The 21662-nt window shown below is 39.7% G+C and carries 13 protein-coding genes; 12 read left to right on the forward strand and 1 reads right to left on the reverse strand.

The features are described 5' to 3' along the window. The first annotated feature begins 27 nt into the window (after positions 1–27). From ORI98_RS12000 to ORI98_RS12055, 12 genes are all read left to right on the forward strand, one after another. On the forward strand, positions 28–486 hold the full coding sequence (locus ORI98_RS12000) for a GAF domain-containing protein (RefSeq protein ID WP_261296680.1): 459 nt from the start codon (positions 28–30) through the stop codon (positions 484–486). A gap of 281 nt (positions 487–767) precedes the next feature. Next, the gene (gene proQ, locus ORI98_RS12005; protein ID WP_306135358.1) at positions 768–1391 is read left to right on the forward strand and encodes an RNA chaperone ProQ; all 624 of its coding nucleotides are present in this window, start codon (positions 768–770) and stop codon (positions 1389–1391) included. Positions 1392–1413: 22 nt separating this feature from the next. Next, positions 1414–3465, forward strand: a complete 2052-nt coding sequence (gene prc, locus ORI98_RS12010) for a carboxy terminal-processing peptidase (RefSeq protein WP_306135359.1) — start codon at positions 1414–1416, stop codon at positions 3463–3465. A gap of 73 nt (positions 3466–3538) precedes the next feature. Further along, the gene (pepN, locus tag ORI98_RS12015; protein WP_306135360.1) at positions 3539–6097 is read left to right on the forward strand and encodes an aminopeptidase N; all 2559 of its coding nucleotides are present in this window, start codon (positions 3539–3541) and stop codon (positions 6095–6097) included. A gap of 92 nt (positions 6098–6189) precedes the next feature. After that, the gene (locus tag ORI98_RS12020; protein WP_306135361.1) at positions 6190–6408 is read left to right on the forward strand and encodes a DUF2835 family protein; all 219 of its coding nucleotides are present in this window, start codon (positions 6190–6192) and stop codon (positions 6406–6408) included. 311 nt (positions 6409–6719) lie between these two features. After that, complete coding sequence (locus ORI98_RS12025; RefSeq protein ID WP_306135362.1) at positions 6720–8771, forward strand: DUF1302 domain-containing protein; 2052 nt, start codon at positions 6720–6722, stop codon at positions 8769–8771. 13 nt (positions 8772–8784) lie between these two features. Beyond that, entirely contained in the window at positions 8785–10149 is a 1365-nt protein-coding gene (locus ORI98_RS12030; protein ID WP_261296674.1) for a DUF1329 domain-containing protein, read from the forward strand. A 68-nt stretch (positions 10150–10217) separates the two neighbouring features. Beyond that, entirely contained in the window at positions 10218–11225 is a 1008-nt protein-coding gene (locus ORI98_RS12035; protein WP_306135363.1) for a YCF48-related protein, read from the forward strand. A gap of 200 nt (positions 11226–11425) precedes the next feature. Beyond that, positions 11426–13735 (forward strand): RND family transporter, encoded by a 2310-nt coding sequence (locus tag ORI98_RS12040; protein ID WP_306135364.1) that lies wholly within the window; start codon positions 11426–11428, stop codon positions 13733–13735. A gap of 270 nt (positions 13736–14005) precedes the next feature. Then, positions 14006–18850, forward strand: coding sequence for an NAD-glutamate dehydrogenase (locus tag ORI98_RS12045; protein WP_306135365.1), 4845 nt, complete (start codon positions 14006–14008; stop codon positions 18848–18850). A 62-nt stretch (positions 18851–18912) separates the two neighbouring features. Further along, positions 18913–19932, forward strand: a complete 1020-nt coding sequence (gene pyrD / locus ORI98_RS12050) for a quinone-dependent dihydroorotate dehydrogenase (protein WP_306135366.1) — start codon at positions 18913–18915, stop codon at positions 19930–19932. A 170-nt stretch (positions 19933–20102) separates the two neighbouring features. Beyond that, positions 20103–20636: a cell division protein ZapC gene (locus ORI98_RS12055; protein WP_306135367.1), complete on the forward strand. Its 534-nt coding sequence runs from the start codon at positions 20103–20105 to the stop codon at positions 20634–20636. Between the two features lie 120 nt (positions 20637–20756). Here ORI98_RS12055 and ORI98_RS12060 read toward each other — a convergent pair whose 3' ends face one another. Beyond that, complete coding sequence (locus tag ORI98_RS12060) at positions 20757–21506, reverse strand: SDR family oxidoreductase (RefSeq protein ID WP_261296668.1); 750 nt, start codon at positions 21504–21506, stop codon at positions 20757–20759. Positions 21507–21662: the final 156 nt, after the last annotated feature.

Consider the following 21662-nt stretch of genomic DNA (forward strand, 5'->3'; position numbering starts at 1 on the left):
ACATGATTTTAGGTTCAAGGAATATAAATGAAAGCAGGGTTTTACGATACTCTCATTCGCCAGACTGAAGCTTTGCTGGCTGATGAAGATGATTTAATTGCAGCAATGGCCAATTTTTCTGCATTGATCAATGATAATTTAGCCGACTTAAACTGGGCAGGTTTTTATATTGTCAAGAATGGACGATTAGTTCTTGGGCCATTTCAAGGTAAGGTCGCCTGTACCAGAATTGAATTTGGTAAAGGCGTTTGTGGTACTGCCGCGGCATTAAATACCACTCAAAGAGTGGCAGATGTACATCAATTTGACGGGCATATAGCCTGTGATGCAGCGAGTAACTCTGAAATTGTTGTGCCAGTAAGACAAAATGGTCAGGTGATCGCCGTGCTCGACATCGACAGTCCATTGCTCAATCGTTTCGATGAAGATGATCAAGTAGGGATTGAATTATTAGTAAAACAGTTTGAAAATTGCTTATTTGGTTAAAATCCAAGCAATATGAGGTAAATGATTGTCGCAATCGCCGCAGCGAGCTTTATAATAGCCTATGACGATGGAGTGCTATTTTGTAATAGTCCCAAAGAGAGACTAGTCTAAACCGCTGCAAATTTGTTAAGCTTTGTTTCCAAGGCTTTAGCAATGCAGTTGTTAGTGCTAATTTATAGGTTAAGTGTCAGATATACTGAAATACTTAGCAAAAGATGAACGACTATTGGCCAAATAACCTTTTGCCAACTTTAGTCCCCTTATTTAACGTGGAAGTAAAAATGGAATCAACAGACAAGTTGACCGACACCAACGCAATTTTAGCGTATTTATATGAAACCTTTCCTGCATGTTTCATTGCGGAAGGCGACACAAAGCCATTAAAAATTGGTTTATTTCAAGATTTGGCTGAACGGTTAGCTGATGATTCTAAAGTCAGTAAAACACAACTTCGTGTAGCTTTACGTCGTTACACCAGCAGCTGGAGATACCTAAAGGGTGTTAAAGCTGGCGTGCAACGTGTCGATTTAGATGGCAACGATTGCGGTGAGTTAGAGCAAGAGCATATTGATCATGCTCAATCTACGTTGAAAGAAAGCCAAGACAAAGCCAAAGCAAAGCGCCAAGCGCAAGCGCCAAAAGCAGCGGCTAAGAAACCAGTTAAAAATGCGGCTTCTAAGCCTCGTCCAGTGGTTAAGAAAGAAAAGCCTGCAGTAGTTGCAGCACCAGTCGTGAATTTGGTTCCTGCAAAAATGGCAGATTTATCAACTAATCAACGTGTCAACGTTAAATTAGGTGCTTCTCCAGTGGCTGGCACGATTACCGACATTAAAAAAGAAGATGTACACGTCCAGTTAGATTCTGGTTTGAGCATCAAAGTACGTGTAGACCACATACTATTATAAATTTTAAAGGAGTAACTTGTTGATGCGAAAACTCACATTGGCCGCTTCAATTGCTTGTGCATTAGCAGGATTCTCTGCATGGGCAATTTCACCAACGATTCAAATCAGCGAGTTACCCAAACTAGCCCAGGAACCTCAACATCAAGTTGCCAGTAAACGAGTCACTAACTTATTTACTCGCGCCCATTACCATCGTTTTGATTTAGATGACGCTTTCTCTGAACAAATCTATGCACGGTTTTTAGAGCAACTTGATTATCGCCGTAACGTTTTGACCCAAGCTGATATCAATGGTTTTGAACAATATAAAGATCAGTTTGATGATATGGTCAAATCGGGTGATATTTCTCCAGCTTATAAAATGTTTGATGTATTGCAAGCTCGTCGATATGAACGTTTTGCTTACGCGTTAACTTTACTTGAACAAGAGTTTGATTTTACCCAGCAGGGTGATGCTTACGAATTTGATCGTAAAGAGGCCGCATGGCCTAAAGATGGTGAAGAGTTAAATGAGTTATGGCGTCAAAGAGTCAAATACGATGCCCTAAATCTTAAGCTTACGGGTAAAAAATGGGATGAGATTGTTGATATCCTAACTAAGCGTTACAACAATGCCATCAAACGTTTGAGTCAAACTCACAGCGAAGATGTATTCCAGACCGTTATGAATTCGTTTGCTAGAACGGTTGAGCCTCATACTAGCTACTTATCTCCTCGTAATGCAGAACGTTTCCAAATGGAGATGAACCTTAGCCTTGAAGGTATAGGTGCGGTATTACAAATGGATGATGACTATACCGTCATCAAAAGCTTGGTTGCTGGCGGCCCTGCAGCATTAAGTGAGAAATTATCTCCTGAAGATAAAATTGTTGGCGTAGGCCAAAAAGATAAAGAAATAGTCGATGTTATTGGCTGGCGATTAGATGATGTTGTTGAACTGATCAAAGGGCCAAAGGGCAGTGAAGTTGTACTGCAAATATTGCCTAAAAAAGGTGGCGCAAATGCTCAACCTTTTAATGTCACAATTGTACGCGATAAAATCCGCTTAGAAGATCGCGCAGCAACCTCTAAAGTGGTTGAGCCAAAAGAAGGCGAATTTGCCAATCGCAAAGTGGGCGTGATTCAGATCCCTGGTTTTTATATGAACCTATCTGAAGATGTCGCCAAAGAGCTGACCAAGTTAAAAGAGCAACAAGTTGAAGGTGTCATAATCGATTTACGTGGTAATGGTGGCGGAGCATTAACCGAAGCGACCTTACTGACGGGTTTATTTATCGACATGGGACCCGTTGTTCAAATTCGTGATGCTAACGGTAGAGTTAACCAAAACAGAGATAATGACGGTAAGAGTGCTTATGATGGCCCGTTAACAGTGATGGTTGACCGTTACAGTGCTTCAGCATCTGAAATTTTTGCTGCAGCATTACAAGATTACGAACGAGCTTTAATTGTGGGAGAGCCTACCTTTGGTAAGGGGACAGTACAGCAGCATAAGAGCTTAGGTCGTATTTATGATATGTATGAGAAGCCAATCGGCCATGTTCAATATACGATTGCAAAGTTTTATCGGATTAACGGTGGCAGCACACAGTTAAAAGGTGTTACCCCTGACATTCTTTATCCAAGTGCGTTAGAGCCAGGTGAGTATGGTGAGTCTGAAGAGAAAAATGCGTTGCCTTGGGACAAAGTTCCTGTAGCGCAATACAGTACTTTAGGCAATATCGCTCCTGAGTTAGTAAACCAGTTAACAACTAAGCATCAACAACGTATTAGTGCTGACGTTGAATTTGGCTATATTAATGACGATATCGCGGAGTTTAAAAAACACCATGATGATAAAACCATTTCATTAGTTGAGAGTGAGCGCATTAAATCTCGTGAAGATGATGATAAGCGTGCACTTGATAGAACTAATGAGCGCCGAGTTGCTGAAGGGCTTGAGGTGGTTAAATCATTAGATGATATTGAAGATGATAAAGATGCAAAAATCCCAGATCCTTTTTTAGATGAAACCGCACTTATCATGTTGGATATGGTTGACGCAGAAAAGCTAGCCAAAGCGCCTACTCAATAGTTAAATACACTCAATTAAAAACGCGCATTAGCGCGTTTTTTGTTATAAAAATTAAAATTGTTAAGGGATGATAATGTCTGAAGCTCAAGTCAAACATTTAAAAGATTACACTGCACCAACGTTTACTATCAATCATATTGATTTAAATGTCATTTTAGACGGTGAGAATACAAAAGTTGTAGCTTTAAGTAAGGTCTCTCGACGCAATGAGCATCAATTAGATCTGATCCTTGATGGGGAACAGCTTAATTTAGTTTCTGTAAAATTAAATGGCAAAGGGTGTGAATATCGTCAAACAGATAGCCAATTAGTCATCGCTACTAGTGAATCAGAGTTTGAATTAGAAATCACTACCGCATTAAATCCAGAGGCTAATACCAGTCTAGAAGGTTTGTATATGTCCGATGGCGCATATTGTACTCAATGTGAAGCTGAGGGTTTTAGACGAATCACTTATTTTTTAGATCGCCCCGATGTATTAGCCACCTATACGGTAAGAATAGAAGCGGATAAAGCAGAGTTTCCATTTCTATTAAGTAACGGAAATGTAATCGAACGAGGTGAGATGCCGCGCTCTGGACGTCACTTTGTTCGCTGGCAAGACCCTTTTCCAAAACCAAGTTATTTATTTGCTTTAGTGGCTGGAGATTTTGATTTACTTGAAGATCATTTCATCACTATGTCAGGTCGCAATGTAACCTTGCAGGTCTTTGTGGATAAAGGCAATTTACATAAAGCCGATCATGCAATGATTTCGCTTAAAAAGTCGATGAAATGGGATGAAGAACGTTTCGGGCTTGAATACGATCTTGATATATATATGATTGTTGCCGTTGATTTTTTCAATATGGGAGCAATGGAAAATAAAGGCTTAAACGTTTTCAATACCAAATATGTTTTAGCCGATAAAGCCAGTGCAACAGATGAAGACTATCATGGCATCGAATCTGTTGTTGGTCATGAATATTTCCATAACTGGACTGGAAACCGTGTTACCTGCCGAGATTGGTTTCAACTTAGTTTGAAAGAAGGGTTAACCGTTTTTCGTGACCAAGAATTTAGCTCAGATCTAGGTTCTCGTGCAGTTAATCGTATTCATGCCATTAAAGTTATGAAAAACCAACAGTTTGCTGAAGATTCTGGCCCAATGTCACATCCCATCCGTCCTGAATCAGTGATCGAGATGAATAACTTCTATACCGTGACCGTATATAACAAGGGAGCTGAAGTCATTAGAATGATGCATACCATTTTAGGCGAAGCAGCTTTTCAGGCGGGAATGAAGTGTTACTTTGAACGCCATGACGGTCAAGCCGTAACCTGCGATGATTTTGTTAATGCAATGGAAGAGGCGAGTGGCAAAGATTTACAACAATTCCGTCGTTGGTATTCACAAGCTGGTACACCGGTAGTTATTGTTGAAGATGATTTCAATCCTGAGTCGGGGCAATACACCTTGACGATCAAGCAATCGGTAGAGAGTCATGGTGTTAAAGGTCAAACACTTCATATTCCTTTTAGTATTGAGATATTAAACGCCGAGGGCGCTTCAGTAATTAATAAAGTTTTAGACGTGAAGAAAGCCACACAACAATTTACGTTTGACGGATTTGCAGCAAAACCTGTTGCATCATTACTGCAAGACTTTTCTGCGCCAGTTAAACTTCAATATGAATTCAGCTTTGACCAGCTTGTTCATATTATGCGTTTTGCTAGCAGTGAAGTTGCACGTTGGGAAGCGTCAGTGCAATTATTCAGTCAGTCGGTTTGGGAAAATGTTGCGCAGCTTTCAGCCAAAGAAGTCATGTCGGTTGATCCAAGAGTATTAGAAGCATTTAGAGGCGTTATTCTTGATGCAGGGTTAGATCAAGCTTTAGTGTCTGAAATCCTAAGTTTTCCAGCGGCTTCAGCTTTAATTGAGCAAGTATCATCGGTAGATTTAGATGGTTTGCAAATGGCACGTGAATTTGTCATTGAAGAAATTGCATCGGCAACACAAGACGAATTACTTGCAAGGTATCGTGAATTAACCGTGATTGATAACCCATCGGCGCGGGCATTTAAAAACGTAGCCTTATCGTTACTCTCTACAGTGTCACAAGAATATGAAACATTGGTTGTTGAACAGTTTAACTGCTCTACCAATATGACCGACAGCCTAGCAGCCCTAAAAGCTGCGATGACAGGGCAGTTTGATTGCCTCAGCAAGTTATTAGCCGATTTTGAGGCGACTTGGCATACCACGCCGTTAGTTATGGATAAGTGGTTTACATTACAGGCTTTATCAAATACAGACGATGTTATTGATTCGATAAAGCATCTTACTCACCATAATAGCTTTAGTTTTAGTAATCCTAATCGCGTTCGTTCGCTCATTGGTGCATTTGCAGCAGGCAATACTTATCAATTTCATCGAAAAGATGGAGCTGGATACGCATATTTGACGCAGATTTTGATCAAATTAAATAAATCCAATCCACAAGTTGCATCTCGTATGATCACCCCGTTGATCCAATTTGCTAAATTTGACCAAGTTAGACAAGATTTAATGAAGCAGGCATTGGTGACTTTGCAGAATTTACCCGATTTATCTAAAGATCTTTATGAGAAGGTCAATAAAGCGCTGAACTAAGTTGTCGTTAATCTATGAAGGGGAGAGGATTTCTCTTCCCTTTTTTTAATCACGTATTTAACGTGGTCGGTGTCTACTGTGGAAGAGATACTATGGTGTTTTATTTCAATATATTTATCAGTTATAGAAAGTTTTCTTCATATTATCAGGGGTATAGTGATTCAGTCGCGTTAACTGATGTTGACGGGCGGCATTTACAAATTAACGCAAAGTACTTTAGGCCCTTTTTGACTTTAAATGGCATTCAAGGCAATTTTAAATTGGAGTTAGACAGCAAAGGTGCTTATAAATCGCTTACCAAGTTAGAGTAATTACTTCAAACGTTTGATTTATTAAATTTATGGGAAGGTGATTATCGCTTTTTCAAATAAACTACTGAAATAAAATGTTTTTAATCGCTTGCTTCCCATCTGTTTTCATTCCTTATTCGTTAATTCAAATATCTGGCCTATTTTAGTTGTAACGATATGGTTAACCACGTTAATTTTATTGCATATTTTCTCTGTTTTGGCCTTGCTCAACAAGGTTAAATGCTGTAACAATGGTGTTGCCTGTGGGCTAACAAGATGTTGGTTTAAATTCCTATAACAACGATTCCAGCAGGTTACGGAGATGAGCTAAAATGAATATTGTTAAGAAAAAATTTAACAAGTCGGCCATTACTTTGGGGGTAATGTCGGCTTTGTGTTTAGGAATGAGTCCAAATGTTTCCGCTTTCTCATTCAATTGGGGAGATGTAGAGGGTACATTTGATTCTACCTGGACCGTTGGTGCTAGCTGGCGTGTTGGGGAGCGTGATTGGGAAGGCCAAATTGGTAAGGTTAATCAGCCTCAATTTGACTGGTCAGGCTACTCAGCGTTCTCAAACACTAAATACACCTCAGCAGAAATCTGGGCTCAACCAGGCTCTTATTCAAGCAACAATGATTTAAGTAACTTACTTTACTCTCAAGGTGACACCACCTCTGAAATTGTTAAAGGACTTCATGAATTATCATTGAAATATGAAAACTACGGTCTGTTCGTTCGTGGCATGTATTTTTACGACCGCAAATTGAATAATGGTAGTTATGATTTCAACGATCCTCTTACGGGTAAAGAATTTGACCCGTGTGCAGATAACCGTGCTTCAGAAGTTCAATGTAAAGATGTACGTTTATTAGATGCTTTTGTTTACGCTAACTGGGATTTAAACGATGGTCAAAACCCATTGTCTGTTCGTGTTGGTAATCAAGTCGTTTCGTGGGGCGAAAGCACCTTAATCCCGCATGGTATTGGTGTGATAAACCCAGTCGATTTAAACATTCTTAATGCCCCAGGTGCTGAGCTTAAAGAAGCATTCCGTCCGCAAGGTATGGTGTGGGCATCTTTGGGATTAACAGAAAACCTCAACGTTGAAGCATTCTATCAGTATCAGTGGGAGCCTATTTGGGTTCCAACGCCTGGCTCTAACTTTGCGACTAACGATTTCGCTGGATTTGGTGGTTATAACCAAAATGCGCAGTTAGGCTTTAATGCTAACCCTGATATTAATTTAGACTTCTTAATCTCTGAATATCAAGCGCTTTATAAAAATGCTGCAGCCACTGGTTTCAACCCTGCGATGGCTTCGGCAATGTTAGCTTATTCAACTAAAGCGGCTTTAATTCAAGATGAAGCTAAACCAAGTGACGATGGTCAGTACGGTGTGAAATTAGGTTTTTATTCACCTGAACTCAATGAAACTGAATTTGGTTTGTACTATATGAACTACCATAGTCGCCGCCCATTAATCAGTGGTACCGCGTCTAACTTCACTGCTGCCGCAGTTGGTGGTGATTATGCTAAGTTGGCAGCAAGCCAAGGTCAAATTGACCGTGAATTACTGCTAAGCATGGAAACCTTCACTAAAGCACAAATTGTTTACCCTGAAGACATCCAATTATATGGCTTTAGTTTTAACACTTTAGTCGGTGATACCTCTGTAGCGGGTGAAATAGCTCACCGTGTTGATGAGCCTTTGCAGATTGATGACGTTGAATTACTTTTCGCGGCTATGCCTCAGCAGCTAGCAAATATTGATAAAAATCTTCCATATTATAGACCAGATTTAGATGGTATTTCGCAAATGGATGTTGTTGCACCTGGTGCAACGGTTGATGGTTTTATTCAGCTAGATACCACTCAAGCTCAAATGACATTAACTCACTTATTTGGTCCTACTTTGGGAACTGATAACCTTACTATGTTAGCGGAAGTTGGCGGTGTGTGGATCCATGATATGCCAGGCTTTGATGAATTACGCTTAAATGGCCCTGGCACCGGACGTTCTGGTGGTAATCCAGATATGACTGGTATTATTCAAGCTTTACATAATGGTCCTGAAACCAATCCATTCCCAACTGATTTCGCCTGGGGATATCGTTTAGTCGCTAAAGCGGATTTCAATAACGTATTTGCGGGTGTGAACGTGGCACCACGAGTTATTTTCTCTCACGATGTCGACGGTATTACGCCAGACCCAATGTTCTTATTCACTGAAGGTAAAAAATCTGTAGCATTAGGTGTGAATTTTGATTACCAAAACCGTTGGGGCGTTGATTTTTCTTACAACAGCTTCTTCGGTGGCGTGGGAACAACGAACGTGATGGAAGACCGAGATTATGTCTCGTTTAACGTCAAGTATTCGATTTAAAAGGATAATAATAATGAAAAAACTGACGATATTATCGGCAGCAGTGATAATGGCGCTAGGCGCACCTGTTGCGATGGCGAAAGTATCAGAAGCTGATGCTGCTAAATTAGGTACAAGCTTAACACCAATGGGTGCTGAAAAAGCTGCAAACGCCGACGGCTCTATTCCCGCATGGGACGGTGGTATTACTAAGCCTGTTGCGGGTTATGAAAAAGGCATGCATCACTTAAATCCTTTTCCTAACGACAAAATTTTATTCACAATCACTAATGCGAATAAAGCACAGTACGCAGAGTATTTAACGCCTGGTCAAAACAAGCTTTTTGAATTGTATCCTGATACATATCAAATGAATGTTTATGAAACCCGCCGTACCGCATCTGTACCTCAATATGTTTATGATGCTATTAAAGTCAATGCAACTTCAGCTGAACTTGTTGCGCAAGGCAATGGTATTTCTGGTGCAACAATTGGCGTGCCATTCCCCATTCCTAAAGATGGTCTAGAAGTTATTTGGAACCATATTTTGCGTTACCGTGGTGTTGATGTTGAGACTTATCGTAGCCAAGCGGCTCCAACTTCAAGTGGTTCATACACTTTAGTAGAAAACGCTGAAGAAATTCGTTTTGAGTATACTCGTCCTGAAATCACATTGGACAAGTTAAAAGAAACCAATACTTTGTTCTACTTTAAGCAAGTTGTGACCCAACCAGCACGTTTAGCTGGTACTGCGTTGCTTGTTAAAGAGACCATGGATCAAGAGGCATTACCTCGACAGGCATGGACTTATAACACTGGACAGCGTCGTGTACGTAAAGCGCCAAACGTTGCCTTCGATACACCCGGTACAGTGTCTGATGGTCTAAGAACAACAGATGATTTTGACATGTTCAACGGATCGCCTGTTCGATATAACTGGGAGCTGGTAGGTAAGAAAGAAATCTTTATTCCTTACAATGATTATAAGTTGCACTCAAATGAACTTAAGTATGACCAAATTCTGAAACCTGGTCATATCAATCCAGAATATGCTCGTTGGGAAAAACACCGTGTTTGGGAAGTCAAAGCGACATTAAAAGATGGCATGCGTCATATTTATAAGACTCGTGTGTTCTACATTGATGAAGATTCTTGGCAGGTGTCTTTAACAGATATGTACGATAACCGTGATGAGTTATATCGCGTAGGTACAGCACATAGTATTAACTATTATGAAGTGCCAACATTATGGAGTACGTTAGAAGTATTCCATGATCTTCAATCACGTCGTTATTTAGCGATGGGATTAGATAACGAAGGCCGCATGTATAACTTTGATGCAAACTTATCTGAGTCTAACTTTACCCCTGATGCACTGCGTCGAGCTGGTATTCGTTAATTCATTCGTTTGAGTCGAATTTGTTAAATAAAAGGGCGCTTAGCGCCCTTAAATCTAAGGAAGTTTGTATGAAGGTTAGCATGCTTCGCAGTGCTGTCGCGATAGGATTAAGTGCATGTTTATATACTGCTTCAGTTAACGCACAACTTGATCCCTTAACGGTACAAATACAACCACAAGCGCAATCGTCATTGTTAGTTGATATTGCCAAAGCGGGTGATAAATTAGTTGCCGTTGGCCAACGTGGCCATGTTTTAGTGTTAGAGCAACAATGGCAACAAGTTCCTACACCTGTAGTCACCCAATTGAATAACGTGTTTTTTTTGAATGAAAAATTAGGTTGGGCAGTTGGACATGATGCGACGATCATCCACACTAATGATGGCGGTTTAACGTGGTCATTACAGATGGCGTCAATCGAATTAGAAAAACCTTTTTTAGATGTCCGTTTTTTCTCTGAACAACATGGAGTGGCTATTGGGGCTTATGGTTTATTTTATCGTACAGAAGATGGCGGTAAAACATGGCAAGATGAGTTTCATCAAGAATTACTATTTGAAGAAGACGTTGCATATTTAAATGAAATAAAGCAACAAGATGAACAGTTATATTTGTCTGAACGTGCCGCATTACTACCTCATTTTAATCGAATAATTAACCTTGATGATGATCGTTTACTCATGGTGGGTGAACTTGGATTAGTCGCTGTATCCGATGATATGGGGCGAACATTCTCACGTGTAGAGTTTGATTATGATGGTTCAATGTTTAATGCCATTACCCATGGTGATGATGTGTATGTCATGGGGTTACGCGGTCATGTGTTTAAGGCATCTAGTTTATTAAATGATTGGCAACAAATTGAATTACCGGTTGAATCATCAATCAATGGTGCTTTAGTTAATGGTGATGATTTATATCTTGTTGGCAATGCTGGAATTATTTTGAAAGTTGATGGTGATAAAGCAGAGTTGGTTGCTCGCCGTCAAGGAGAAAATATCGTTTCAGTGGCTAGAAATAATAAAGGTGAAGTTTGGTTTGCGGGTACTAAAGGGCTTTTCCAATTGCCAAAGTAACCGTGTTTATGGGTAAATGTTGATACTGTTTCACCAAGGCAATCAATGTTCATACTCACTGCACCAAATCGTTTAAAGACAATAATAAGATGTTATCTAATTCATTTTGATAACATAAAAGATGATTTGTTCATCCTTAAAGCTACTGTTTTTTTAGTAGCCACTATTAAGATTAAAACAACAATAATAGGGCCGACAAGATGTTAGAAAAACTGGTCAATAGTTTCGAAACTCACTTATTCCGCAATCGCATGTGGGTGATCATATCTTTTATTTTTATTACGGTATTTTTAGGATACCAAGCCAGCCAGCTTAAAATGGATGCGGCCTTTAGTAAGAATATCCCGTTAAATCACACTTACATGCAAACCTACACTAAGCACCAAAAAGAGTTTGGTGGTGCCAATGGCATTATGGTGGCGGTTGAAGATACCAGCGGTAATATTTTTAACCCGGTATTTTTTGACACTTTGAAAAAAGTACACGATGAGCTGTTTTTTATCGATGGAGTCGAGCGTTCGCAGGTTAAATCACTTTTTTCTCCTTCAACTCGTTTTACTGAAGTGGTTGAAGATGGTTTTGCGGGCGGTCCAGTTATTCCAGCCGATTTTAGAACTGACGAATATGGTTTAACTGTTGTACGCGATAATATTGAAAAAGCAGGTATTGTTGGGCGGTTAATTGCTAATGACTATTCAGCCGCGATGGTATCAGCACAGTTGATGGATTTTAATCCTGATACCGGTGAAGCATTAAATACCATTGAATTTGCTAATCAACTCGAAGAAAAGCTTCGTGGCCAGTTTGAAAACGACAATATTAAAATCCATATTATCGGCTTTGCTAAAATGGCAGGTGATGTTGCAGACGGTGCTAAAGGGGTATTGCTGTTTTTCCTCATTGCTATCCTCATAACCGCAGTGATGGTGTATCTCTTCTCCAAGTCAATAATGCTTACCATTTTACCGTTAATGTGCAGTTTAATGGCGGTGATTTGGCAATTAGGATTATTAACCGTCGTTGGCTTTGGTCTCGACCCCATGTCGATTTTGGTGCCATTTTTGGTATTTGCGATTGGCGTGAGTCATGGCGTACAAATGATCAATGCGGTACGACGTCGAGTTATTGATGGTCAAGCCACTAAAGCAGCTGCAGCTTCAGCGTTCCGTAGCTTATTAGTTCCTGGTGGTGTCGCGTTGCTCTCCGATACCGTAGGATTTTTAACCTTGCTTGCAATCGATATTGGTATTATACGTGAGTTAGCGATTTCAGCTTCTTTAGGAGTAGGGGTGATTATCCTTACTAACCTTATTTTGCTTCCTTTGGTGATCTCTTACACCAATTTATCTAATGCCGAAGAAGATCCTGTTCAAAAGCAAAAAATTGAGAATATTTGGCGTAGCTTGTCTAAGTTTGCGACACCCAAATATGCGGTGATTGTTTTAAGCTGCACAGCCGTTTTATATGGTGTGGGCTTTATGAAAGCAACCGAAATGAAAATTGGTGATTTAAAAGGTGGCGCGCCCGCGCTTCATCAAGATTCACGTTATAACCTTGATACATTTTTTATCACGGATCATTTTTCTATCACCACAGACGTGATGACAGTGATTGTTGAAGCTGAGCCAGAGGCCTGTACTTATCACTCTATGCTTAGTCAAATTGACCAATTTGAATGGATGGTAGGCAATACTCCGGGGGTAGAATCGACAGCGAGCTTGGCGTCCATTGCCAAAGCGGTAAATGCTGGGTTTAACGAAGGTAATCCTAAATGGCAAATTTTACCCCGTACAACAGCTAGTTTGGTGCAAGCTGTGGGTCAAGTACCAACTACTTCAGGTTTATTAAACGGTAACTGTTCTGTGATGCCTGTGTATCTTTTCTTAAAAGATCACAAGGCAGAAACCATTGAAGTTGTTGTTAATAAGGTTAAGCAAGTGGCAGCTGAACTTAATAGCGATAAGTTGCAGTTTAAGTTGGCATCTGGTCCTGTTGGGGTTATGGCTGCGACAAATGAAGCGGTCAGCGAAGCGCAATTACCTATGATGATTTATGTCTATGGTGCGGTGTTTTTCCTGTGTTTAATTAGCTTTAAATCTCTGAAAGCAACGATTGCGGTTATTATTCCTCTATATGTTGTATCAACTTTAGCTCAAGCGCTTATGACCATGCTTGATATTGGTCTTGCGGTCAGTACTTTACCCGTTATTGCACTGGGTGTGGGTATTGGTGTGGATTATGGTATTTATATTTTATCCACTATGTCTAATAAACTCAGTAATGGTATGGCGGTACAACAAGCTTATTTCGAAGCATTGGTTGAACGAGGCAGTGCTGTAATCTTTACTGGATTAACTTTAGCTATTGGTGTGAGTACTTGGTTCTTTTCAGCGCTCAAATTCCAAATGGACATGGGAATTTTGTTAACATTTATGTTTTTAGTAAATATGTTAGGAGCGATTATTATCCTGCCAGCACTTTCTGCATTGTTTTGGCGTAAACCAAATTAAAAACAACAGCTTAATTAAAATGGAGAGCATTGCTCTCCATTTTTTTTTGCATAGTTAATCTAAATCGGCGCGTTTAATTGCATTTTAAACAAAATATCAGCTATGAAACTGGATAAATAGAGGATCTACCACTAAAATTTTCCTCGATATAGCAGCAATTTAGTAATAAACTTTGCCGCAGATCTCAGTAACCAAATTACTGAGCCAAACAAGCCGAAGCATCCATAAAATGATAAAAGCGCTGCCATAGACGCTTAAGGAATCTGCAACATGGCCTTTAAAGATGCAATGCCTTCTGTACTACTAGAAAATGTAGTCAATTTGATTCATTCAAAAATCCCTAATTCACAAGCAAAGCAAGTTGAACAGTTTGCCCAATGTCTCTACACCCATATGTCACGTGACGACCTCAATGTCCGAAATGACAGTGATTTATATGGCGCGGTAGTTAGTCTTTGGAATGCCTTAAACAAAACTGCACCAACTGACACCCATATACGAGTTTTTAATCCAACACAGTCTAAGCATGGTTGGCAGTCAAGCCACAGTGTGATTGAAGTGATTCAACCTGATATGCCGTTTTTAGTCGACTCTTTGACTATGGCATTAAACAGAATGGGAATTACCGCTCATGTCATGCTGCATACGCCATTAGCGGTTGTGCGTGATAAAAAATCAGTAACCCAGGTGAGTTTTGTAAATAACGCACCTAAAAACAGCGATAATATCGCAGTTTTCTTAATTGAAATTGATAAGCAAAGTAGCGATGCTGATATAAAAGCGATTGAAAAAGAAATTCAGTCAGTGCTTGCCGATGTTGTTGCATCAGTTGTTGATTGGGAAAAAATGTCAGTGAAGTTGACTGACACCATTAAGCAATTACCTAAGCGTCCATTTCCAGGTGATAAAGCTGAGTTGGCTGAAGCAGTTAATTATCTAACTTACTTAAATAACCATCACTTTACCCTATTAGGTTATCGTTACTATGACTTAAAACGTGTTGAAGGTGATGTGGAATTAGTACCTGATCTAGAAACGAGCTTAGGTTTAATGAGCCGTTCTAAAAATGCTTCGAGTGATCGAGGTTTGTTACTATCGACCCTATCAGACAGTGCACGAAAAGAGGCATTAGACTCAAGTTTACTGGTTTTGACTAAAAGCTCTGCAAAAAGTCGTGTTCATCGTCCAGCGTATGTTGATTATATCGGCATCAAACGTTTCGATAAAAAAGGCAATGTCATTGGTGAAGATCGTTTCATCGGTTTATATGCATCTAATCTTTATAATCGCAGCCCACGTGAAATTCCATTGCTTGCTGAGAAAGTACAACGTGTACTGGACCTGTCAGGTCTTGCACCACGTTCGCACGATTACAAAGCGTTGCTGAATATTCTTGAAAACTTGCCCCGTGATGAGTTAATACAAGCAAAAGTTGAAGAACTTTCGCATATGGCTCATGGTGTTTTGCAGATGCAAGACCGAGATAAGTTGAAGTTATTTGTACGTAAAGATGGATTTGGTCGTTTCTTATCGTGTTTAGTGTATGTGTCTAAAGACCGCTATAACACCAAGTTCCGTCAAGATACGCAACGAATTCTTGCCCAGCACTTTAATAGTAATGAAGATGTTGAATTTACAACATATTTCTCAGAGTCTACTTTGGCTCGCACGCATTACATTATCAAAGTCGACAACAATAATATGGATGTAGATGTGGCCGCTATTGAACACAACCTTATAGAAGCTGCTCGCTCATGGGATGATAAATTACATTCGGCATTAAACAATGCCTTAGGCGAACAAGCTGGTACAGGCTTAACTAAACGTTACTCGAACGCCTTTCCACAAAGTTACAAAGATGATGTATTACCCAGTTCTGCTGTAGTTGATCTTCAGCACCTTGAAGCATTAGACGACGATCACAAATTGGGTATGTTGTTCTATCAACCGCAAGAAACAGCGCTGAATGACAACAAAGTACGTTTGAAACTGTTCCATAAAGATGAGCCTATTCATTTATCTGATGTATTACCAATGCTTGAAAACTTTGGTTTACGCGTGATTAATGAGCGTCCTTATGAAGTTAAAACTGGCGATGGGCACACCTTCTGGATCCTTGACTTCTTAATGACAGTCCAGGGTGCTGCAATCGAAAACCTAGCTGATAGCCAAGAACGTTTCCAAACGGCATTATCACTTGTGTGGCAGAAAAAGCTGGAAGACGATGGCTTCAACCGCATGGTGCTTTCAACTGGATTAAACGGTCGTGAAGTATCAATTTTACGTGCATATGCTAAATATATGCGTCAAATCGATGCAACCTTTAGCCAGTCTTATATTGAAGAAACCTTCAGTCGTTATCCGAAAATTGCCGATTTACTTGTGAAGATGTTTATTCGCAAGTTTAACCCTAAATTAAAAACTCGCACACTAAGCAAGTTTTTAGAGCAAGTAAACAAGCAGCTTGATGATGTTTCAAGTCTTGATGATGATCGTATTATTCGTCGTTATTTAGATTTAATTAACGCAACCTTGCGTACCAACTTCTATCAAACTGATGCCAATGGTAATAATAAAGCTTATACGTCATTTAAATTTGCACCGAATTTAATTCCAGAAATGCCAAAGCCACTGCCAAAATTCGAAATCTTTGTTTACTCGCCAAGAGTTGAAGGTGTTCATTTACGTGGCGGTAAAGTTGCTCGAGGTGGTTTACGTTGGTCTGATAGACGTGAAGATTTCCGTACTGAAGTGTTAGGTTTAGTTAAAGCACAACAAGTTAAAAACACCGTAATTGTACCTGTAGGTGCAAAAGGTGGCTTTGTGTGTAAACAGTTGCCAACAGAGGGCGGTCGTGAGGCATTCTTCACTGAAGGTCAAGAGTGTTACCGTTTATTCATTCGTGGTTTGTTAGACATTTCTGACAACATTAAAAATGGCGAAGTTGTGCCACCGGTTGATGTTGTTCGTCACGATGAAGATGATCCATATCTAGTTGTTGCTGCTGACAAAGGTACAGCGACTTTCTCAGATATCGCTAACTCAATCGCAATTGAATATGATTTCTGGTTAGGTGATGCGTTCGCTTCTGGTGGTAGTAATGGTTATGACCATAAGAAAATGGGTATTACTGCTAAAGGCGGCTGGGAATCGGTTAAGCGTCATTTCCGCGAAATTGGTGTTGATTGTCAAACCACTGATTTTACCTGTTTAGGTATAGGTGATATGGCGGGTGATGTTTTTGGTAACGGTATGTTGTTATCAGAACACACCAAGCTAGTGGCTGCTTTTAACCACATGCATATCTTTATCGACCCAAATCCAAATGTTGCTGAAAGCTACATTGAACGTAAACGTTTATTTGAATTACCACGTTCTAGTTGGGAAGATTATAACGCCAAGTTAATCTCCAAGGGCGGTGGGATCTTCTTACGTTCGGCTAAATCATTAAAATTAACTCCTGAAATCAAAGCCATGTTGTCTACAGATAAAGACACCATGAATCCGATTGAGTTGTTAAAAGAATTATTGAAAATGCCTGTCGACCTGTTATGGAATGGCGGTATTGGCACTTACGTTAAATCAAGCAAAGAATCTCATGTTGAAGTGGGCGACCGTGCCAACGATGCACTGCGTGTAAACGGAAACGAAGTTCGCGCGAAAATTATCGGTGAGGGTGGTAACTTAGGTTGTACCCAACTTGGTCGTATTGAATATGCAGCCAATGGCGGTCGCATGAATACTGACTTCGTCGATAACGTGGGGGGTGTTGACTGTTCAGATAACGAAGTAAACATTAAGATTTTCTTAAATACATTAGTTGCTGCCGGTGAGTTAACCGTGAAACAACGTAACCGTGTACTTGAAGAAATGACTGATGAAGTGAGCGAAATTGTACTTCAAGACTGTAAAGACCAAACGCGTACGATTTCTGTGACTCAAGTACATGGTGTATCTCAGTTAAAAGAGCAAATACGCTTCATTCATTATCTTGAAAAAGACGGTAAGTTAGATCGTGCATTAGAGTTCTTACCAACGGATGATGATCTCGCAGAACGTCTTGCAAATGGCCGTGCATTAACACGTCCAGAGCTATCGGTTTTGGTTGCTTACGCAAAAATGGTATTGAAAGAGCAGTTAGTGACACCAGAAATTACTGAAGACAGTTTCTTAAGTAAATTATTGGTGGCTTACTTCCCTAAGAAATTACAAGCCAAATATGCAGATAAGATGGTAAATCATCCACTACGTGGAGAAATTATTGCAACTTCACTGGCGAATGAATTAGTCAATGACATGGGCTTCAATTTTGTTCAACGTATGCAAGATGAGACTGGTGCCTCAGTTGCTGAAGCTGCCATTTGTTACACTATGGCACGTGAAGTATTTGGTTTAGATGAGTTAACTAAATCAATAACCGATTTGAACGGGATTATTCCAGCAATCGTTCAAGGTGAGATGCTACATCAATTACGCCGTAATATGCGCCGTGCTTGCCGTTGGTTTATTCGTCATCGTAACCGTAGTCATAACATTGAACAAACAGTTGAATTCTTTAAGCCTGTGTTTGAAAAGCTCAAAGACAACGTTGATCAATATATGATTGCCGCTGAAGTGAAAGCGATTTCAGCAGAGATTAATTCTTTAACCAAAGAAAATGTACCAATGGCTGTCGCTAAAGTCGTTGCTAAAATGAGTACATTATTCTCTGCGTTAGATATTGCTCAAATTGCTGAAATTGAGAATAAATCAGTAGATTTAGTCTCTGAAACTTACTTTAAGTTAGGTGCAAAAGTTGAACTGCACTGGTTCTTAGAGCAAATTAGTGCTCAACCAGTCGCTAACCATTGGCAAGCATTAGCACGTGCGGCATTCCGTGAAGAATTGGATTGGCAACAACGTGCGCTTAGTTCAGCGGTACTGCGTACTTGTAGTGATACCTGTGATGCGGACACTGTGATTAATGAGTGGATAAAGAGTAATAAAACTTTACTCCAGCGTTGGTATCATATGTTAGCTGACTTTAAAGTATCTCAAACACATGAATTTGCTAAGTTCTCAGTCGCCTTACGTGAACTTAACTTACTGATTTTGCATTGCGAAGGTCAGAAGTAATTCTTTATAATACGAACTAGCCCTGGCGATTGCCGGGGCTTTTTTTAGGCCAAGGAGAAAACATGTTTTACAAACTCGCACAAAAAGTCATGTTTCAGATTGACCCTGAGCTGGCTCATAACGTCGCTATTGGCAGTTTAAAAATGACTGGCAATACGCCGCTTAATTGCTTTTATCGTCAAAATGTTGCCCAAGTACCAGTAGAATGTATGGGGATTACCTTTCCAAATCCCGTTGGATTAGCGGCAGGATTAGATAAAGACGGCGAGTCTATTGATGCTTTTCATGCAATGGGTTTTGGTCATGTTGAAGTTGGCACAGTCACACCTCGTCCACAGCCTGGTAACGACCAACCACGATTATTTCGTCTAAAGCCTGCACAAGGCATCATCAACCGAATGGGCTTCAACAATAAAGGTGTTGATAATTTAGTCCGTAATTTGATGGCAAAAAAGTCTGATATCTTAGTGGGCGTTAATATAGGTAAAAACAAAGACACTCCAGTAGAGCAGGGTAAAGACGATTATTTAATTTGTATGGATAAGGTATATCAGTACAGTGCTTATATTGCAGTGAATATTTCATCACCTAACACCCCGGGTTTACGTACCTTACAGTACGGTGAATTATTAGATGATTTACTGGGGTCAATTAAAGCTAAGCAAACTGAATTAGCGGCAAAGTATGGTAAGTATGTGCCAGTTGCATTGAAAATTGCGCCAGATTTAACTGATGAAGAAATTAAGTCTATTGCTGATTCACTGATTAAAAATCAATTTGATGGTGTGATAGCGACTAACACCACGTTAAGTCGTGATGCAGTAGCAGGGCTTGAACATGCAGAAGAGATGGGTGGGTTAAGTGGTAAGCCATTAACCGATCTTTCTACAAAAGTGATCAAAACCTTAGCGGGTTATTTAAATGGCCAGATCCCGATCATTGGTGTGGGTGGGATCAATTCTGCACAGGATGCAAATGATAAATTTGCTGCAGGATCAACGCTGGTGCAGATTTATAGTGGTTTTATTTACCAAGGACCAAAATTAGTGTCAGAGATCGTTTCTGCTTATCGTTCAAAATAACGACTGATTTGTCAAATTACTGATCAAAAATCATGCCGCGATCGCAACATAGCGATCGCACATGATTCTAACATGATGAAATATAGATAAAAATTTATAAAATAATTTTGATATTGAACGAAATATCATCTATTATCAAAAAGTATTCAATTTTTAGGTGAAATTGCATCATGTTATTAATGCCAAATAAGGACTGGCATTGGGAATTTAACACAAGATATCAGCAGCTAAGTATATCGTTAGGTTCCGAGATGGAGTTCTTAACCCCATATAAGACAAAGCTACTTATTCCTGATGCGTTAGGAATGACAGAATTTAGTGTTGAACACGCTAAATATTATATTCGCTTGCTTGAAATTTTACCTAAGGTGTTACACATTTCCGATGCAGGGGTGGTTCAAACAGCACTCAATGCTACAGCTGCACATTTCTTACTTAAACCTCAAATGCCAAAATCATGGTTTTTCAGTGCCAGTGATGAATGTGTATTTTGCAGCACAGGTAAATTATTTCAACTTAATTGCAATGGTGTAGGTGTGTTAGTTTTAGTGGTTGAAGACAGTCTACAAGCCGCTACTGTGATGCTTCTATCTAAGTCTTGTGCTTTATCTGATACCAAGACACTCAATCAATTTGATACCATTAAAGTGATGCATAACCGCTTACATCCATTACGTAAGGCTAAGCAAGTCGTCGCCGCTTAGCGCTTGCTTATGTTGTTGGTTTTTTCTATAAAAGATAATGTCTTAAAAGCGGTAAAATCATCTCAAAAAAACCAAATAGTAATGTTTGGTTTTTTGCAATTACAGCCTTGAAGAAAGCGGTTAACTCATTTTTCTGATCAAGCGTAAAGGCGAAACCCGAAGTATCCAGTGTAAAAAAGCCCAAGGGTAACTTGGGACATACACATTACCTTTTTCTTTGTCGATGGCCTTAACAATAGCTTTACAGCCAGTTTCTAAATCTACCCTGAAAGGAACTGTTTTGACGTTTTCGTTTATTTCCGTTCGAATAAAACCTGGATGAACGCAGGTCACTTTGATTGGTGTGTGCATCACATCAATTCTTATCCCCTCAGATAAAGAGGTGAGTCCAGCTTTGGTTGCTGCATAAACGGTCATTGCTCGTCTAAACCCTCTAACGGCACTGATTGATGATATTGTCACTAGATGACCACTGTTTTGCTGTCTAAATATTTCCATTGCAGCTTCGCATTGGGCAATGGCGGCAATAAAGTTGGTTTGAGCAGTAGCTAAGTTCGCTTTAAAAAAACCTGTTCCAATTGATGCGCCTTTGCCAATGCCTGCGTTGACAATAATCCTATCAATTGATCCCATTTGTTTTTGACATTGTTTAAATACAGAAAAAACTGCCTCATGGTCATTTACATCCAGCTGATAAATATGCACTTTTATATTTGGGTTGATTAATAGTAATTCTTCTTTGAGTAACGTTAGTTGTTCGACACGACGGGCACATAAAGCCAGATTATGGTTTTTTAGCGCAAATTGTTTTGCCATACCAAGACCAAGACCTGAACTTGCACCTGTGATAACGATGTTGGTTCTGTGCATGAATGTTCCTTTAATACGTTTAGTTTAAAGGTGATATAAAACACCTCGAATACACTTGTTCATCAATGGTACTTATACCACTTTAGAGTTATCTAACATACTGATTTATTGTGTTTTACATTTGACAAACTGTCGGAATTGACCCAAATTTAGAAA

Origin of the sequence: Shewanella sp. ULN5, assembly GCF_030731885.1 — a bacterium.
GTDB lineage: Bacteria > Pseudomonadota > Gammaproteobacteria > Enterobacterales > Shewanellaceae > Shewanella > Shewanella holmiensis.

Coding starts and splice junctions, on each gene's coding strand:
- ORI98_RS12000 (WP_261296680.1), top strand. CDS start 28: ATGAAAGCAGGGTTTTACGATACTCTCATTCGCCAGACTGAAGCTTTG.
- proQ (WP_306135358.1), top strand. CDS start 768: ATGGAATCAACAGACAAGTTGACCGACACCAACGCAATTTTAGCGTAT.
- prc (WP_306135359.1), top strand. CDS start 1,414: ATGCGAAAACTCACATTGGCCGCTTCAATTGCTTGTGCATTAGCAGGA.
- pepN (WP_306135360.1), top strand. CDS start 3,539: ATGTCTGAAGCTCAAGTCAAACATTTAAAAGATTACACTGCACCAACG.
- ORI98_RS12020 (WP_306135361.1), top strand. CDS start 6,190: ATGGTGTTTTATTTCAATATATTTATCAGTTATAGAAAGTTTTCTTCA.
- ORI98_RS12025 (WP_306135362.1), top strand. CDS start 6,720: ATGAATATTGTTAAGAAAAAATTTAACAAGTCGGCCATTACTTTGGGG.
- ORI98_RS12030 (WP_261296674.1), top strand. CDS start 8,785: ATGAAAAAACTGACGATATTATCGGCAGCAGTGATAATGGCGCTAGGC.
- ORI98_RS12035 (WP_306135363.1), top strand. CDS start 10,218: ATGAAGGTTAGCATGCTTCGCAGTGCTGTCGCGATAGGATTAAGTGCA.
- ORI98_RS12040 (WP_306135364.1), top strand. CDS start 11,426: ATGTTAGAAAAACTGGTCAATAGTTTCGAAACTCACTTATTCCGCAAT.
- ORI98_RS12045 (WP_306135365.1), top strand. CDS start 14,006: ATGGCCTTTAAAGATGCAATGCCTTCTGTACTACTAGAAAATGTAGTC.
- pyrD (WP_306135366.1), top strand. CDS start 18,913: ATGTTTTACAAACTCGCACAAAAAGTCATGTTTCAGATTGACCCTGAG.
- ORI98_RS12055 (WP_306135367.1), top strand. CDS start 20,103: ATGTTATTAATGCCAAATAAGGACTGGCATTGGGAATTTAACACAAGA.
- ORI98_RS12060 (WP_261296668.1), bottom strand. CDS start 21,506: ATGCACAGAACCAACATCGTTATCACAGGTGCAAGTTCAGGTCTTGGT.